Annotated in this window: 16 protein-coding genes; 3 read left to right on the forward strand and 13 right to left on the reverse strand. The window is 69.1% G+C overall.

The window, feature by feature from the left end:
* Positions 1 to 176: 176 nt before the first annotated feature.
* Positions 177 to 770: a glycine zipper 2TM domain-containing protein gene (locus tag ACTIGJ_RS17890; RefSeq protein WP_439641687.1), complete on the reverse strand. Its 594-nt coding sequence runs from the start codon at positions 768 to 770 to the stop codon at positions 177 to 179.
* A gap of 224 nt (positions 771 to 994) precedes the next feature.
* Here ACTIGJ_RS17890 and ACTIGJ_RS17895 point away from each other — a divergent pair, with 224 nt between their 5' ends.
* Complete coding sequence (locus ACTIGJ_RS17895; RefSeq protein ID WP_439641688.1) at positions 995 to 1723, forward strand: SIR2 family NAD-dependent protein deacylase; 729 nt, start codon at positions 995 to 997, stop codon at positions 1721 to 1723.
* Positions 1724 to 1734: 11 nt separating this feature from the next.
* Here ACTIGJ_RS17895 and ACTIGJ_RS17900 read toward each other — a convergent pair whose 3' ends face one another.
* The 5 genes from ACTIGJ_RS17900 to ACTIGJ_RS17920 form a co-directional block, all read right to left on the reverse strand.
* Positions 1735 to 2631, reverse strand: a complete 897-nt coding sequence (locus ACTIGJ_RS17900) for a LysR family transcriptional regulator (RefSeq protein ID WP_439641689.1) — start codon at positions 2629 to 2631, stop codon at positions 1735 to 1737.
* A 47-nt stretch (positions 2632 to 2678) separates the two neighbouring features.
* Complete coding sequence (locus tag ACTIGJ_RS17905; RefSeq protein WP_439641690.1) at positions 2679 to 4754, reverse strand: 2Fe-2S iron-sulfur cluster-binding protein; 2076 nt, start codon at positions 4752 to 4754, stop codon at positions 2679 to 2681.
* A 28-nt stretch (positions 4755 to 4782) separates the two neighbouring features.
* Positions 4783 to 5394 (reverse strand): glutathione S-transferase family protein, encoded by a 612-nt coding sequence (locus tag ACTIGJ_RS17910; RefSeq protein WP_439641691.1) that lies wholly within the window; start codon positions 5392 to 5394, stop codon positions 4783 to 4785.
* Between the two features lie 186 nt (positions 5395 to 5580).
* A complete protein-coding gene (locus ACTIGJ_RS17915) occupies positions 5581 to 8271 on the reverse strand; it encodes a LuxR C-terminal-related transcriptional regulator (protein WP_439641692.1) in 2691 nt (896 codons plus the stop codon).
* A gap of 56 nt (positions 8272 to 8327) precedes the next feature.
* Complete coding sequence (locus tag ACTIGJ_RS17920; protein ID WP_439641693.1) at positions 8328 to 9755, reverse strand: fatty acid desaturase; 1428 nt, start codon at positions 9753 to 9755, stop codon at positions 8328 to 8330.
* A gap of 192 nt (positions 9756 to 9947) precedes the next feature.
* Between ACTIGJ_RS17920 and ACTIGJ_RS17925 the strand changes: the two genes are divergently transcribed.
* Complete coding sequence (locus tag ACTIGJ_RS17925; protein WP_439641694.1) at positions 9948 to 10292, forward strand: HopJ type III effector protein; 345 nt, start codon at positions 9948 to 9950, stop codon at positions 10290 to 10292.
* Positions 10293 to 10312: 20 nt separating this feature from the next.
* Here the strand turns inward: ACTIGJ_RS17925 and ACTIGJ_RS17930 are convergent, their stop codons facing one another.
* From ACTIGJ_RS17930 to ACTIGJ_RS17955, 6 genes are all read right to left on the reverse strand, one after another.
* Positions 10313 to 10633, reverse strand: a complete 321-nt coding sequence (locus ACTIGJ_RS17930) for a 2Fe-2S iron-sulfur cluster-binding protein (RefSeq protein ID WP_439641695.1) — start codon at positions 10631 to 10633, stop codon at positions 10313 to 10315.
* 10 nt (positions 10634 to 10643) lie between these two features.
* Positions 10644 to 11672 (reverse strand): NADP-dependent oxidoreductase, encoded by a 1029-nt coding sequence (locus tag ACTIGJ_RS17935; protein ID WP_439641696.1) that lies wholly within the window; start codon positions 11670 to 11672, stop codon positions 10644 to 10646.
* A 19-nt stretch (positions 11673 to 11691) separates the two neighbouring features.
* Entirely contained in the window at positions 11692 to 13146 is a 1455-nt protein-coding gene (locus ACTIGJ_RS17940; RefSeq protein WP_439641697.1) for a flavin-containing monooxygenase, read from the reverse strand.
* Positions 13143 to 13598, reverse strand: coding sequence for a DUF3237 domain-containing protein (locus ACTIGJ_RS17945; protein ID WP_439641698.1), 456 nt, complete (start codon positions 13596 to 13598; stop codon positions 13143 to 13145). Before ACTIGJ_RS17945 ends, ACTIGJ_RS17940 begins: the two co-directional genes overlap by 4 nt.
* 73 nt (positions 13599 to 13671) lie before the next feature.
* Complete coding sequence (locus ACTIGJ_RS17950) at positions 13672 to 14913, reverse strand: cytochrome P450 (protein ID WP_439641699.1); 1242 nt, start codon at positions 14911 to 14913, stop codon at positions 13672 to 13674.
* A complete protein-coding gene (locus ACTIGJ_RS17955) occupies positions 14910 to 15668 on the reverse strand; it encodes an SDR family NAD(P)-dependent oxidoreductase (RefSeq protein ID WP_439641700.1) in 759 nt (252 codons plus the stop codon). The genes ACTIGJ_RS17950 and ACTIGJ_RS17955 overlap by 4 nt, the downstream gene beginning before the upstream one ends.
* Before the next feature lie 138 nt (positions 15669 to 15806).
* Between ACTIGJ_RS17955 and ACTIGJ_RS17960 the strand changes: the two genes are divergently transcribed.
* The gene (locus ACTIGJ_RS17960; RefSeq protein ID WP_439641701.1) at positions 15807 to 16523 is read left to right on the forward strand and encodes a TetR/AcrR family transcriptional regulator; all 717 of its coding nucleotides are present in this window, start codon (positions 15807 to 15809) and stop codon (positions 16521 to 16523) included.
* A gap of 24 nt (positions 16524 to 16547) precedes the next feature.
* Here the strand turns inward: ACTIGJ_RS17960 and ACTIGJ_RS17965 are convergent, their stop codons facing one another.
* The gene (locus tag ACTIGJ_RS17965; RefSeq protein ID WP_439641702.1) at positions 16548 to 16808 is read right to left on the reverse strand and encodes a cytochrome C oxidase subunit IV family protein; all 261 of its coding nucleotides are present in this window, start codon (positions 16806 to 16808) and stop codon (positions 16548 to 16550) included.
* Positions 16809 to 16812: the final 4 nt, after the last annotated feature.

The raw sequence follows: 16812 nt of genomic DNA on the forward strand, positions 1-16812 counted from the left end.
GGGCGGCGTGTTCGATGGGGCTGAGACTAGCGTCATTTTCCTGAGACGCCTAGACCTGCACTGCAACATGAACAGTCGGGTTCATGGACGCCGGCAAGCGACGGCTGCGGCCACGAAAAAGCCCGGGTCGCCGCGTCCAAACGCGGCGACCCGGGCTTCGGGGCGAGCGACGACGATCAGTTGGGAATCAGGTTGCCGTTCGACACCCGGACCTTCGAACCCACGCCCAGGCCATCCATGCGCGGCACGGTGATGGTGCGCGTGCCGCCGGCATCCATCGACACCGTCACGTGGTGCACCCATTCGCCGCGAGCACGCTTCTCGACTTCGCGGCCGGCCAGGCCGCCGAGCACCGCGCCGCCGATGGTGGCCAGCACCTTGCCGGACTTCTTGCCGAACTGGGCACCGGCAACACCACCGGCCGCCGCGCCGCCCAGCGCACCGAGGCCCGAGGCCTCGCCCTGCACGCGTTCATCCTGCACGGCGGTGATCGTGCCGCAGTCCTGGCAGACCTGAACGGCCGGCGGCGCAGGCGGCGGCGACAGATTCGCCTGCGGGGCCGGCGCGGCCGGACGCGGTTTCGGCTTCGGTTTCGGTGCCGGCGCTTCAGCCACTGGTTCCGGCGCCGGCGCCGGCGCGGCGGCCGGTGCTGCCGGTTCGGCCGGCGCAGCGGCTGGCGCTTCCGCTGCCGTGTCGGCTGGCGGCTGCGGTGCCGGCCCGCAGGCAGTCATAGCGGCGATCAGCAACACAGGCAGCAGTTTCTTGTACATCGGGGAATCTCCATGGCTTCAGAGTCGAAGTGGGCGCAGATTAGCACCGCAAGCTGAACGGCAACTGAGCCTCCGCCGACACTGCCGGGCGTGGCTGCAGCCTGCGGTAACGCGGTCCGGGACCGCCGTCGCTGCATCGCGATTCACGGCGCGATGCGCCGGCTAGACTGCAAGGCCGCGCCCAGGACTGTCACGCCGTGCCCCCGACGAATCCGCCTGCCGCCGTGACTTCGGTGCCCGACTGGCTGCAGCTGCAGCGCATCGTCCTGTTCACGGGCGCCGGCCTGTCGGCGGAATCCGGCGTGCCGACCTATCGCGGCGCCGGCGGCATCTGGCGCGAATACCGCTACCAGGATTACGCCTGCCAGCGCGCTTTCGAGCGCGATCCGGTCAAGGTGCTCGATTTCCACGCGCTGCGCCGGGCCAGCGTGCAGGCCTGTGCGCCGCATGCCGGCCATGCCCATATCCGCCAGATGCAGGCGCGCCACGCCGGCATCCGGGTCATCACCCAGAACATCGACGGCCTGCTGCAGCGGGCCGGCGTTGCTGTCGACGCCGAACTGCACGGCAGCCTGTGGCGGCTGCGCTGCCCGGTGCACGGCGTGCAGGTCGACGAGGCGGCGGCCGAATTCGCCTGCCGCCGCTGCCGGCACTGCCCACCCGCCACGGCGCCCTGGCTGCGGCCAGACATCACCTGGTTCGAGGACGCCGTCGATGCGGACCTGTTCGAACACGCCGCGATGCTCGTCGACGACGCCGAGCTGTTCGTCGGCATCGGCACCTCCGGCGCGGTCTGGCCGGCCGCTGGCTTCGCCGAGCGGGCGCGGCGGCGCGGCGCGCGGATGATCGAGATCAATCCGGAAGACAACGACGCCTCCGCGCTGTACGACGAACGCCTGCGGCTGCCGGCCTCACAGGGCTTGCCGGCGCTGTTTCCGCTGGACAGGCCCTAAGGCGGCCGGCGTCAGTTGATCAGCGGATCGGCGCGCAGCCGTTCCACCGCGAAATCGACAAATGCCCGTACCTTGGCCGCCGCGTTGCGGCCTTCGGAGTGCACGACGTGGACCGGCAGCGGCGGCTCCTCGAACGCCGACAGCACCACCTGCAGGCGGCCGTCGGCGACCAGCGGCGCCACCTGATAGGACAGCAGCCGGGTCAGGCCCCAGCCGTCGAGTGCGGCCGCGATCACCGCTTCGTTGGAATTGCAGCTCAGTTTCGGATGGACGCGGACGCCGATTTCCGAATCGCGGCCGAAGCGCCAGTCCAGCGAAGTCCAGGCGCTGGTCGCGGCAATCACCGTGTGCTGCGCCAGCGCTTCCGGCCGCTCCGGAACGCCGTGGCGCGCGAAGTAGGCAGGGGCCGCGCAGACCACCCGCCGCACATGGCCGACGCCGATCGCCCGCAGGCTGGAATCGGGCAGATGCGCGATGCGAACGGCCACGTCGATGCCTTCATCGACCAGATGGGTGATGCGGTCGAGCAGCAGCGCCCGGCCGGTGACTGCCGGATTGTGCTGCAGGTATTCGCCGAGCAGCGGCAGCACGAACATCCGTCCGAACATCACCGAGGCGCTGACCGTCAGCGTGCCGGTCGGCGTCACGAACGAGCCGGCGGCAGCGGCTTCGGCTTCCTCGATGTCGGCCAGGATGCGCCGGCAATCTTGCAGGTAGCGGCTGCCGGCCTCGGTGAGCTTCACCGCCCGCGTGGTGCGGATCAGCAGCCGGGCGCCGATCTGCGTTTCGAGTCCGGCCACTGCGCGGGTGACCGCCGGCGCGCCCATGTCCAGCTGGCGTGCGGCCTCGGCGAAGCCGCCGCTATCGGCGACCCGCACGAACACTTTCATCGCATGCCAACGGTCCATGGCGCGTGATCCTGATCCGGGAAAAGGTAGTGGTGATGGTGCGCCGATCAGAGATCCAGCTGCAGCCGGCCGACCTCGCCATCGGCCGTGGCGGCCGGCACCGAGCAGCAGATCAGCGCCTGGCCGGGCGGTACCGCGAAGCCGGGTGCACGGGTCAGCGCCACCTGGCCGCCGACGATGCGGGTGGCGCAGCTGCCGCAGCTGCCGGCGCGGCAGGAGAACGGCGCATCGATGCCGCGCGCTTCGGCCAGTTCCAGCAGGCTGCCGCCGTCCGGCATCCAGCGCGCTTCCTTGCCCGAGCGCAGGAAGGTGACCGCCACCGGCGCGCGCGCCGCCGCCATGGTCGGTACGGCCGGGAGCGCAGGATCGGCCCGCCGCTGCAGCGAGGCCGGTCCGAAAGCTTCAGCGTGGATGCGCGCGTCGGCGATGTTCAAGCCGATCAGGCCGTCGTAGCAGGCCTGCATGTAGCCGGGCGGGCCGCAGAGGTAGAAGTCGTAGTCGTCGAACGGCAGCCGCTCGCGCAGGTGCTGCACGGTGAACGGGCCGACGATGTCGTGATCGCGGCCGGCCACCGCGCCCTCGGCCGACGACAGCAGCCGCACCACGCGCAGCGCGCCACCGGAACGGGCGACCAGTTCATTGATCTCATGGTCGAAGGCCCGCTCGGCCTTGCTGCGCGCCGACTGGAACAGCCACATCGGCCGCATGCGGCGCAGCCTGAAACCTTCGTGGACCAGATGGCGCAGCATCGCGATCATCGGCGTGATGCCGACGCCGGCCGCCAGCATCACCACCGGCCGGCGATCACCGGCGTCGATGGTGAACGCGCCGGCCGGCGCCCGCGCCTCGATGACATCGCCGATCTGCAACTGGTGCAGCCGCGACGACACCCGGCCTTCCTTCTTGACGCTGATCCGGTAGGCCGCATCCGACGGCGCGCTCGACAAGGTATAGGTGCGCAACAGCGGCGCATCGCCATCGGCTGGCCGGATGCGGATCGGCAGATGCTGGCCGGGCAGGTTCGGCACGGTGCCGTCGCCATCGTCCGGCACCAGGGTCAGCGAGCGGATCACGCTGCTTTCATCCGTCACCGACGCCACCCGGAACGGCCGCCACTGGCCGGCCTTCTGCAACGCCTTCAGCGCCAGCGCCGAGGCTTCCCAGCTGCCGGTCATCAGCGCGTTCGGCGACCAGCCATCGGGCTGGAATTCGAGCCGCAGCGGCAGCGCCTGCGGGCGGTGAACGACCTGCTCCGGCGTGAACCGCCACAGCCGTTCCGCACCCTGGAAGGTCGCCAGCTCCGGCGCATCGAGCAGGATCTCGACCGTGCCACTGAGCTGCAGCAGGTCGCCGCTGGCGAAATCGACGAACACCAGCCCGGCGCGCGGGTTCAGGTGCAGGTTGCCGAGCGTGTTGAAGAACAGGTTGCCGGGGAAGTCCGGCACGGTCAGCACGCCGTCGTCGCCAACCCGCACGAAGCCGGCCTTGCCGCCGCGATGCGATACGTCGACCTGCTTCGGCCCGGTGGCCGGCGTGTGGTAGGAGGCGACGAAGAAGGTATCGGCAGCCGCAATCAGCGCCCGCGCCGCGTCGTCGAGGCGGTCCAGCACGCGGACCGGCTGAGGGCTCGGCGTGCCCGGCTCGCGAGTGAATGCCGGCTCGCGCAGCTGGATGTACTGCGGGCAGTTGCCGTAGCTGTGCACCACGCCGATCTCGAAGCCCTGATCGGACGACCGCCGCAGCACGCCGTTCATGCGATTGCGACGGCGGTTGCGCGGGTCGATGCCGAGCAGGCCGAGGCCGTCGCCATCGTTCATGCCGCGCTCGGCCGGATCGCCGGCATCGCGCGGCGTCGCCACCTGCAAGGTCTGCGGATCGGGCGACTGCAAGAAGCCCGGCCGGCCGGCGCGCAGCGTCGCCCACGGCCGGCCTTCGGGATCGACCGCGCCGAGCACCACGAACGGCAGCAGCGGGTAGAAGGCGCGGTGCTGGTCGATCAGGTGATCGCGGATCACCCTCGGGCCGATCTCCGCCATCCGCTCGACGACGCCGACGCTGTGCTGCATGGCCAGCTCGCCGGCATGCCAGGGCGAGGCGGCGGCCGGTTTCTCCAGGATTTCCATGGCGATCTCCTTGCGCTGCGAACGCGGCTCAGGCCGCCAGCCCGACCGGCGTGCGTGCGAACGGCACGAAACCGGGCAGCGCCTCGATCCGCGCCAGCCACTGGCGCAGCTGCGGATAGCCGGCGAGATCGACATTGCCTTCCGGCGCGCGGGCGATATAGCTGTACAGCGCGACGTCGGCGATGGTCGGCCGGCTGCCGGTGATCCACGGCTGCCCGGCCAGTTCGCCATCGATCAGCGTCAGCACCGCGTGAGCGCGGGCGATCACTTCCTCGGCGTTGAACTTGGCACCGAACACGGTGATCAGCCGCGCGGCGGCCGGTCCGAAGGCGATCTGCCCGGCAGCCACCGACAGCCAGCGCTGCACGGCGGCGGCTTCTGCGGGCGACTCCGGCAGCCAATCGGTGCGGCCGAGCTTCTTCGCGAGATAGACGAGGATGCCGTTGGAATCGGCGATGGTGGTCGCGCCATCGACCAGCACCGGCACCTGGCCGAAGCGGTTGATCTTCAGGAACGCGGGCTGCTTGTGGGCGCCGCTGGCGAGATCGACTTCGATGATTTCCGCCGGCGCGCCGAGCAGCGACAGGAACAGCACCGCGCGGTGCGAATGGCCGGACAGCGGGTGGGCATACAGTTTCATGACGTGGCTCCGTGCAGCCGGTGGAAAGGGAGGGCGGCTGGCAGGGCACATCGTAGGAAGCGCGGTCGGCATCGAGAATCACCGCCGAAAGCAATGCATTGTTGCGATTTCCGGCGGTCATCCGGGGGCAGCGCAGACGCCTGTCGCGGCATTCGGACGGCGCGTCCGGGCCGTGGTCTCAGGCCGCTAGTCCAGCAGGCCGTGCTGCCGGCTCACGGCGATCGCCGCCACCCGGCTGGCGACGCCGAGCTTGCTGTAAATGTTCTTCAGGTGCCATTTCAGCGTGCCTTCGGTGATGAACAGCACGTCGGCCAGTTCGCGGTTCGACAGGCTCGACGGCAGCTGCCGCAGGATCCGCATCTCGCGGCGGGTCAGCGCCTGCAGCATGCCGGCGCTGTCGACCGCCGGTACGCCCTCCGAGGCCTGGCTGCGCGTGGCGTCGATCAGCTGCCGCATGTATTCGCGCAGCGCGCCCCGGGATGGGCCAGCCAGCGCAGCTTCGAAGCGGACGAGCAGCGCCAGCATCGGCGCGCCTTCGTCGGCGAACACCCGGACATAGGCCTGCGGCATCGCTAGATCGAGCGCCCGCCGCAGCAGCGCCAGGGCCCGCTCCGGCGCCGGCAGGCTGTAGGCGGCGATCGCCTGCAGCACCAGCAGCTCGACCTGCTTGCGGCGCTGGCCGGTTGCCACGGCCTTGTCCAGCGCCGGTTCGAGCAGCTCGATGGCCAGGTTCCAGGCGCCGCGCGCCAGCGCCAGCCGCGCTTCGATGCGGCGATCCTTGTCGCGCAGCACCAGATCGCCTTCGCCCGGCGCGCGCTGCCGCACCGCTTCCTTCAGATCGCGCCAGACCTCGGTGGCCTGGACGATCTCGCCCTGCCGCAGCAGCAGGCTGGTGCGCTCGGCGGCTGCGGCGATGGCCAGCCGGGGCAGCCCGTGCGCCCAGCCCAGGATTTCGCCTTCGGCCAGCGTCTCCAGCGCATCGAGCGGCGTGCCGCGGGCGTTCTGCAGCCGCGCCAGCGTGACGTGGCCGGTGATCATGGCGTCCACCGAACTCTGCTCGATCAGCGCCGTCAGGCCGTGCTCCAGCGCTGCGCCGGCTTCGTCGAGGCGGTTGAGTTCGTAGAGGACCAGGGCGCGCAGCGAATGCAGCATCAGCCCGGCCGGCGTCTGGCCGCCCAGCTGCGCGGCGACATGGCCGGCGGCAGCCTCGCACTCGTGTAGCGCGCTGCGGTACTGGCCCTGCTTGATCAGCGCGGCGATCAGCCACATGTTCGCCCAGGCCACGACGTAGTGGGCGTTGCAGTCGCTCATCAGCTGCCGGCCGAGACGGAGGCTGTCGATCGCCGGGGCGAACGCGCTGGCCGCCAGATCGCCGCAGCCGATCATCGTGTGGGCCATGCCGCGATGCAGGGCATCGGCCGCCGGCCAGCGCGTCAGCCAGACCCGCACCTTCGCGGCCAGGTTGATCCAGCGATCGCGGAGCACCATCTGCACGCACTGTTCCAGCTCGACGATTTCGTCGATCTCCTCGGCGTCGATGCCGCCGTCCCGTGCTTGCAGCGCCGGATCGGAGGCCTGCAGCTGCAGCTCGACCAGCAGCCGTTCGGCCTCGGCGTAGCGGCGGATCACGTTCAGCGACCAGACGCGGATCACCTGGATGCGCGGGAAGCGGCGCAGCTGCGCCGGCGGAATCTTGTTGCACCAGTACAGGAAGGTGGCGTGGCGACCGTAGTGGCGCGCCGCCGATCGGGCGTAGCGGTCGATCAGGCCGACCGCGCCGTCGACATCGCCGATGTCGAGGCTGAGATCGATCGCGCTGTCGATCCGCTGCTGGCTTTCCAGCCAGGCGCGTGCCCGCGCGGCCACTTCGGTCAGGTAGTCCGGCTCTTCGCGGCGCAGCCGCGCCAGCAGGAAGTCGCGTACCAGCGGGTGCAGCGCATGCGGCATCGCCGGATCGCTGCTGGCGTTCAGCGGCAACGCCCGGCGTTCCAGATCGTCGAGTAGCCGCGCCGCGTCGTCCATGCCGGTGACGGCGGCGGCAAGCGGCAGGTTGAAGCGGCGCAACAGCGAAATGCCGACCAGGAAGCGCGCGCTGCGCGGCGGCAGCCGGGCCAGCAGCACCTCGCTGAGGTAGTCGGTCAGCGCCTGCCGGCGTTCGACCATGCTGTCGAGGAACGCGTCCTGGTGCTGGTCGTCGCCGTGCAGGGTCATCGCCAGCAGGCGCACCACGGCCGGCCAGCCCTGGGTGCGGTCGATGATGCTGCGCACCAGCGGCTGGCGCGCCGGCAGGCCGTACTGGGCCAGCAGCTCGGCGACGTCGGCGTCGTTGAACGCCAGCTGGGCCGGGCCGTAAGCATGCAGGCGGCCGTCGAGCAGCGCCTCGGCGGCCAGCATCGTGCTGTTGCTGCGGCCGCTGAGTACCAGGGCCAGGGTGTCCGGCTGCTGGGCGATCAGCAGCCGCAGCGTGGCGTCGGCCACACCCTCGCCGAGCCCGTGGATGTCGTCGATGAACAGGGCCGTGCGGTTGGTGCTGATCGACAGCTCGGCCAGCAGCGCCAGGATCACCGCGCGCTTGCCCTGCTCGCCGAGGCCGCCGAGCAGCATCTGCGAGCGCTGGGCATCGGCCGGCGCGAAGGCGTGCAGCAGGTCGATGATCAGGCGGTCGCCGTCGCGATCGTCGGCATCCACGGTCAGCGCCACGATCCGCCAGCCCTGGGCGGCGAGCTGGTGCTGCCAGAACGCCAGCAGCGAGGATTTCCCGTAGCCGGCCGGCGCGCTGACCGACACCACCGGCCGCCGCCCGCCGAAGAAGGCGGCCGGCAGCGCCCGCCGCTCCGCAGGCAGATAGCGCGAGGCAGGCGGGCAGGGCGTCGACATCGGTGGCGGTTCCGGCTGGCGTTCGTCGGCGGACCGGGGCCTCGGATCGCGGCGGTTCAGAGGCGCAGGAAGTCCACCTTATCGCGGACCGCGCAGTCCGGGCACTGCCATGCGGCCGGGATCGCCCGCCACGGCGTGCCCGGTGCGAATCCCTGCGGAGGATCACCGCGTGCCTCGTCGTAGACGTAGCCGCAGCCCGGACATTGATGGCGCGGTGCGGTGCCAGCCCGTGCCGCGATTACGTGGCCCTGGCGGCGGCTGGCCGCACCGTCGGCTGCCACCACCACCGGCACCGCCGTTGGCTGGTGATAGCGGCGCATCAGGGCCTCGCGCCGCGCCGGGTCGACGTTCATTCGGGTCAGGTCATGGCCGTGGAAGGCCAGCACCCGCGGGTACATGATCGCCCGCCACAGCGGCGGAATCAGGGCGATGCCGAACATGCCGGGATAGCCCGTCGGCATGTTCGGCACCTGCTCGAAGCTGCGCAGCGACTGGTAGCGGCGGGTCGGCCAGGCGTGGTGATCGGAGTGCCGCTGCACGTTCCAGAAGATGACGTTCGAAGCGACGTGGTCGGTGTTCCACGAATGCTCTGGACGGACCCGGGCATAGCGGCCGTCCGGCAGCTTTTCGCGCAGCAGGCCGTAGTGCTCAATGTAATCGGCCAGCGCCAGGAACAGGTAGGCGATGAAGGCCACCGCGATCAGGTACGGCACCACCGGCCAGCCCCAGAGCGCGACAATCACGCCGTAGGTGACGGCGCTGATCAGCATCGGCTGGATGAACTCGTTCTGCAGTGTCCACGGCCCCATGCCCTTGCGGGCAAGCCGCTCCTTCTCCAGCTGCCAGGGCCGGAACAGGGTGCTGTGCGGCAGCTGGCGGCGGAACATGTAGCCCCAGAAGTTCTCGCCGAAGCGGGCGCTGCCGGAATCCTCGGGCGTGGCCACATCGCGGTGATGGCCGCGGTTGTGGTCGATCATGTACTGGCCGTAGCAGCCGGTGGCCAGGCAGATCTTCGACAGCCAGCGCTCCAGCCCACCCTTCTTGTGGCCCAGCTCGTGGGCAGTGGCGACGGCGAAGCCGTTCATCAGGCCGCAGGACCAGGCCACCGCGATGTAGGACAGCATCGACAGCTCCTGGGTCGCCACCGTCCAGGCACCGACGAACAGCGTGACGTAGTGGCAGGGCACGGCGACATAGGTGATCACCCGGTACCAGCGGTCCTCCTCCAGCCTCGGCACCAGCGACTCCGGCGGGTTGCGGGTGTCGCGGCCGATCAGCGCGTCGAAATCGAGCACCGGGAACACAAGGTAGGTCAGCACGATCACCAGCCAGTACCAGGCGGCGTGACCCGTGCTGATCGCCAGATAGATGCTCAGCAGCGGTGACAGCACCCAGAACGGCACCAGCAGGTAGGCGTAGCGCTTCGGGTCGCGGTAGGTCGCCGCGCTGGCGGACTTGGGCTGGCTTTCGGTCTGTGCACTCATCGGCGGCTCCTCGCTGGCGGGCTCTCGCTCGTGGGCGAGGGGCCTCGGTCTGTCGTGGCCGGATTAGAGCGTGGCGGCCGGGCGCGCGCGCCTCCCGAAAGGGAGGGCCGCGTGCCGGAAGCAGTCCGGTGCGAGGGTCGGACCGGACCGCCGCGCCGCTACACTGCGCAGCCATTCCCCACCCCAGCCGACATGTCGCTGACCGCCTTTCTCCAGCGTTTGCGGGCCACGCCCGAGCAGATCGAATTCGCCGACACCCTCGCCGCGATCGACGCCCACCACGACTACACGCCGACCGCTTTCCGCAATGGCGAGGTCAGCAACGCCGCCGGCCAGAACGCCGGCTCCTGCAAGATCCTTGCGTTCGGCAAGCTGCATGGCTTGAGCGAAGCGGAAACCCTGGCCTGCTTCGGCCGCTACTACCGGGACGATGTGCTGCAGCACCCGGAAGCGCAGGACCACGCCAACATCCGCAACTTCATGCGCAGCGGCTGGGCCGGCGTGGTGTTCGACGGCGAGGCGCTGAAGGCGCGGTAACGGCCGCGCGCCCGCTCAGCTCAGGGCTGCGACGGCGGCACCCGCACCACCAGACCGTCGAGCGCAGCCGTGACCGACACCTGGCAGCCCAGCCGGCTGTTCGGGCGCAGGTGCTCGGAGTAGGCGATCAGCGCCTGCTCGTCATCGCTGGCCGGGCCGGTGGCGCCGAGCCAGGCCTCGTCGATATGGCAGTGGCAGGTGCCGCAGACGCTGGCGCCGCCGCATTCGGCGACCACGCCGCGCACGCCGTGGTCGATGGCCGCCTGCATCAGCGACTGGCCGATCGTGGCCTCGACCGGCTGCGCCGTCCCGTCGGCATCGATGAAGGTGATCCGCACCATGTGTCGGCCTTCAGCGCGCCGGCTCGTCGGCGGCGACCCGTACCACCACCTTGCCGAAGTTGCGGCCTTCGAGCAGGCCGATGAACGCAGCCGGAGCCTGATCAAGCCCGTCGACCACGTCCTCGCGCAAGCGCATCTTTCCGTCGGCCAGCCAGCCCTGCATGTCGCGCAGGAAGGCCTGATGGTGGGTGGCGTAGTGGTCGATGATCACGAAACCCTGCATCTGCACGCGCTTGACCAGCAGGGTCGGCAGCACTTCGGCGGCCAGCAGCGGTCGGGCCGAGCGGTCGCCGTTGTACCAGGCGATCAGGCCGCACAGCGGAATCCGCGCGAAGTCCTTGAGCAGCGGCAGCACGGTGCGCAGCACGTCGCCGCCGACATTCTCGAAGTAGACGTCGATGCCGCCGGGGCAGGCGGCAGCGAGATCGGCCGCGAAGCCCGGTGCCTGATGGTCGAGACAGGCATCGAAGCCGAGTTCGCGCACTGCATACGCGCACTTGTCGGCACCGCCGGCGATGCCGACGGCGCGGCAGCCCTTGAGCTTGGCGATCTGGCCGACCACCGAGCCGACCGCGCCGGTGGCCGCAGCCACGACCACGGTATCGCCGGGCTTCGGCTGGCCAAGTTGCAGCAGGCCGTAATGGGCCGTGAAGCCGGGCATGCCGAGCAGGCTCAGCGCCAGCGAGGGCTGGGCCATGCCGCGCGGCAGCCGGGTCAGCGTCGGATCGTCGCTGGTGGCCAGGCTCTGCCAGCCGGTGTAGCCGGTGACCAGATCGCCGGCCGCGAAGCCGGCGCGCCGCGAGGCCAGCACCCGGCCCACCGTGCCGCCGTGCATGACGTCACCGATCCGCACCGGATCGGCATACGAACTGGCATCGCTCATCCGCATCCGCATGTACGGATCGAGCGACAGGTACAGCGTCCGGATCAGCACCTCGCCGTCCTGAAGCTCCGGCACCGGCACCGTTTCGACGCGGAAATCCTCAAGGCGGGGCGCGCCTTTCGGGCGGCTCGCCAGCACCACACGCTGGTTGTTCATCAGGGTTCTCGGGTTGCGGTCAGGCGGCGGTCTCGAACTCGGCAAGGTCCGGTTCGCGCAGTTCGCGGCGGAAGCGGGCGCCGCTGAATGGCCAGGCCGAGGGCACGCCGTTCTTGCTCATGTACCAGTTGCGGCAGCCGGTGACCCAGATGGTGTCCGGCATCGCCGAACGGATCCAGGCGTTGAAGCGGTCGGTGGCTTCGGCCTTCGGGCTCAGTGTCTGGCAGCGGCCGCTGCGGACCAGTTCGATGCAGCGCAGGATGTAGTGGATCTGGGTTTCGGAAATGCTGATCGCCGAGAAGTTGCCGATCGGGCTCTGCGGGCCGAGCGTGAAGAAGAAGTTCGGAAAGCCCGGCACCGCCACCGTGCGCAGCGCGTAGGGGCCGTCCTTCCAGGCCTCGCTCAGGGTCTGGCCCTGGGCATTGCGCAGTTCCAGCGGGCGGAAATAGGCATGGGCGTCGAAGCCGGTAGCCAGCGCCAGCACGTCGACCTCGTGCAGCACGCCATCTTTCGTCACCACGCCGCGCGCCGCGATGTGATCGATGTCGTCAACGATCAGCTGCACGTTGGGCCGCTGGATCGCCGGATAGAACTCGGTGCTCATCACGAGGCGCTTGCACAGCGGCTCGAAGTCCGGCGTCAGCTTCTGGCGCAGGACCGGGTCCTTGACCTTCGTCAGATTCCACTTGCACAGCCGGCTCATCAGACGGCGCTGCCAGCAAGGCTTGATCACCGCTGCAGCGAACAGGTTCTCGAAAGCCACGCGGTAGCTGTGGTGGATAATCCGGGCAATCCACGGGAACAGCCGCAGCAGCGATTTCTCGAGGCCGGAATAGCGGCGATCCGGCAGCGGGAAGATCCACTGCGGCGTGCGCTGGAACACCTTCAGTTGCAGCGGCCGCTGCGCCAGCTTGGAGATGATCTGTGCGCCGGTCGAGCCGGTGCCGATGACGCCGACGCGCTTCCCATCGAGCGGTACCGAATGGTCCCAGCGCGCCGAGTGGAACATCGCGCCCTGGAAGTCCTTCAGGCCGGGAATGTCCGGATAGCGTGGGTGATGCAGCAGGCCGCAGCAGGCCACGACGAAATCGGCGCGCTGCACCTCGCCGTCCTTGAAGCGCACTGTCCAGCTGCGGCCGTCGTGATCGGCGCCGGCCACTTCGCGGTTGAAGGCGATGTGCCGGCGCAGGTCGTGCTGCTCGACCACGCCGAGCAGGTACTGCTGGATCTCCGCGCCTTGCGGCAGCCGCGTACTCCAGTCCGGATTCGGCACGCCCTGGTAGGTGTAGTAGTGGGCGGCGACATCGCAGCCGATGCCCGGATAGGTGTTCTCGCGCCAGGTGCCGCCGATCTCGGGCGCCTTGTCGACGATCTGGAAATTCCGGAACCCGGCCTCGATCAGCTTGATCGCCATCAGCAGGCCGGACATGCCGGCGCCGATGATCAGCACCCGCGGGTCGCGCGCCGTTTTCACAGCACTTCGAAGATGTCGTAGACGACGTTGCCGCCGCCGAAGCTGCGCATCTTGCCGATCGCCAGGATGCTGTTCAGCCAGGCGTACTTCTTCGACGGCGTCTGGAAGTACGGCGCGCTGCGGAAGTACAGCTGGTCCCCCGGAATCTCCTCGCCGCTGGCGATGCGCTGGGCCAGCGACTCGTTCATCCGCAGCACGCCGCTGTAGTGCGTGTAGATCGGCGCGCCGTCGTCGGCCTCCATCAGCAGCCGCACGTCGAGCTTCCAGTTGCCGTTCTCCTGCACCTGCACCCAGTCGCCGCTCGGTGCCAGCACCTTGGCATTGAGCGTCGGGCTTTCGATGCGGGCATCGAGCACGTTGAAGATCATCAGCGACGGCGACACCACCACCGGCTGCGGAATGCTGCCGCGCAGGGTCATCAGCCAGCGGGTTTCAAGCGTCGGTTGGCTCATCTCGTCTCTCTCCATTCGCAGTGTCGGTGGTGCTGCGTCCGCCGCGTGCGAGCGGGCGCATGCCCGGGTGGATCTAGTGGAAGCTGATCGGCAGCGAGGCCATCACCCGGAAGAACGAGTGCGACCATTCAAGCCTGCCCTTCTCGATGCGCAGGCCGCGGGTGCGTTCGACGAAGGCGCCGAAGGCGTGGCGGGCTTCCATGCGCGCCAGTGCATTGCCGACGCAGTGGTGCATGCCGCCGCCGAAGGACTGGTGGGCGACATCCTTGCGCTCGATGTCGAAGCGGTCTGGGTCCTCGAAGCGCGCCGGATCGCGGTTGGCGGCGGCCAGCATTTGCCAGATCACCGCATCGGCCGGCAGCGTCTTGCCGCCGATCTCGAACGGCTCGCTGAGCACCCGCCAGTTGAACAGGATCGGGGTGTCGTAGCGCAGGCATTCGTTGACCGCGTTGTCGATCAGCTCCGGCCGCTCGCGCAGCTTCTGCATCTGCGCCGGATGGTCGATCAGCGCGCGCATGCCGTTGCCGATCAGCCCGATCGTGGTCTCGTAGCCGGCGATGATGATGCCGATCGCCTGGATCACCAGCGCGTCGTCGCTGAGCTGATCGGCGTCGTCGTTGGCGCGGATCATGGTGCTGATCAGGTCATCGCCGAGATTCTTTCGCCGCTCCGGCAGCAGCGCTTCGAAGTAGTCGGCCATCGCCTCGCCGGCATCGCGGGTGCGCTGCTGGACCTCGGGCGGCAGGAACTTGGCGAAGAAGGCGTTGGTGCGCGCGGCCGTCCATTCGTTGAACTTCTCGCGGTCGCACTCGGGGATGCCCATGATCTTGCAGACCATCCGCGACGGCACGTTGTGCGCCATGTGCGGGACGATATCCATGCCGCCGCGCGCCAGTGCGGCATCCATCGCCTCGGTCACAGTCAGCCGGACCTCGTCCTCCATCAGCCGCGCGGTCTTCGCATTCAGGGTCAGCATCGCCAGCCGGCGCAGCCGCAGGTGCTCGGGATCGTCCTTGTTGAGCATGAATTCGAGGAAGCTGCCGCGCTTGTCGAGCGGGTCGAAGTTCGGCGATTCGCCGTTCGACAGCGTCATGCTGGTCTTGGCCTGCCGGAACACCTTGGCCACGTCGTCATAGCGGCTGATCCGCCAGGTGCCGACCGGCGTCAGGTTGACCGGATCGCGGTCGCGCAGGCCGTGCAGCGCCGGGTAGGGATCGTCCCGGAAGCCGGCTTCGAAGGGATCGGCGCCGCACCAGTCTCCGCCGGGAACCCCGGCTACTGCCGCCTCGCTCATCGTCGCTTCCTCGTTGCTCATTGCGCGCTCCAGCCACCGTCCACGGGAACGGCGGCACCGGTGATGAAGCTCGATGCCTCGGACAGCAGGAACTGCACGACCTCGGCGATCTCGCGCGGGTCGGCGATGCGGTTCTGCGGTGACATCGAGGCCAGCACCTGCTGGTCGATGCCGGCCTTTTCGAGATGGGCGAGGATCGGCGTCTGCACTGCGCCCGGGCAGATCGCATTGACCCGGATGCCGGCGGCCGCGCCTTCGACGGCGGCCACTTTGGTCAGCCCGATGACACCATGCTTGGCCGCGCAGTAGGCCGCCTGCGTGGCCAGCGCCACGAGGCCGGCCACCGAGGCGTTGTTGACGATCACGCCGCCGCCATGCGCCTTGAAGTGGCGGATCTGCTCGCGCATGCACAGCCAGACGCCTTTCAGATTGACGCCGAGTACGGCGTCGTAATCGGCCTCGTCGATCGCTTCGATCGGCAGCGAGGGCGCACCGATGCCAGCGTTGTTGAAGGCGGCATCGACGCCGCCGAACGCGGCGACGGTGCGGCTGAATGCTGCGCTGACCGAGTCGGCCCGGCTGACATCGACCTCCACGGCCAGTGCGGTCGCGGAGCGGTCGGCGACCGCGTTCAGCGTGTCGCCGAGTGCTTCGACATTGCGATCCCACAGCGCCACATGGGCGCCGGCATCGAGCAGCCGCAGCGCGCAGGCGCGGCCAATGCCGGTTGCCGCGCCCGTGACAATGACGCGCTTTCCTGCCAGTCCAGCCACCATGCGTTCTCCTCGCGCGGTACCGAGCAACGTTCGACGTTGTTTAGAGTAATTCGTCTATTAGAGGTTTTCGTCTATTACTGGCGCCATGTCAAGCTCTGGGTGAAAACAGGCGATCAGTGACTGAAGGAAGCGACGCGGATGACCACGCCGGATGTGCTGCTGCAGGAATCGTCCGGGCCGTCGAAACGGCCGACGCGGACCCGGCCGGCCGGCAATCGGGAGCGGATCGTCGAGGCCGCGATCGAGCTGATGAACACGCGCGGCACCGTGATCGGCACCACCCAGATCGCCGAGCATCTGGGGATCAGTCCGGGCAACCTGTACTACCACTTCGGCAACATGCAGGCGATCGTTCACGAGATCCTGCTGCGCCTGCACGACGAGCTGAGCCAGACGCTGGCGCTGGACGCCGATGAAGTCGTCGATGTCGAGCGGCTGGTCGGCTACTACTCGAACGGCGCGCTGGTGCTGTGGCGCTACCGCTTCATGGTGGCGTCGGCGCTGGAGCTGACCACCGGCAATGCCGAGCTGGAAAGCGACTACCGCAAGTTCACGATCGCCAGCATCGACTGGATCAACCGGATCATCCGCAACGTGGTCAAGCACCACCCGGGCCCGATCGGCGCGACGGCGACCGACTGCAAGAACCTGGCCGAGAACATGTGGGTGCTGTGGAACGGCTGGCCGCGCCATGCCGAGCACTACCGTGTCGATGCCCGGGTCAGCCCGGCGGCGATCGCCCACGGTCTGGAACAGATCGCGCTGACCCTGGCGCCGTACGTCGATCCGGGCTTCCACAACCGCGTGAAGCGCGGGCTGCACCGCTTCGTGAAGAGCCTCGGCCCGGGCTTCTGAGCCTTGGTTCGTGCGGGCGGGCCGCTACATCAGATAGATGCCGATCACGGTGCCGGCCGCGGCGACCACCCAGACCGCACCGGCGATCTGCCACGGGCGCGGTGCGCCGCGCAGTTCCATGAAGTGCGACATCACCAGCACCACCTTGATCGTCGCGATCAGCATCACCGCGAGCGTGCCGGCTACCGGCGAGAACAGCGGCTGGGCAAACCACCAGGTCGAGGCTGCGGTGCTCGCCATCAGCAGCAGCCAGACGGCCAGCACGGAGCGGACAGCGCGGCTCATCGTG

It is taken from the genome of Nevskia sp. (genome assembly GCF_051860985.1).
Lineage (GTDB): Bacteria > Pseudomonadota > Gammaproteobacteria > Nevskiales > Nevskiaceae > Nevskia.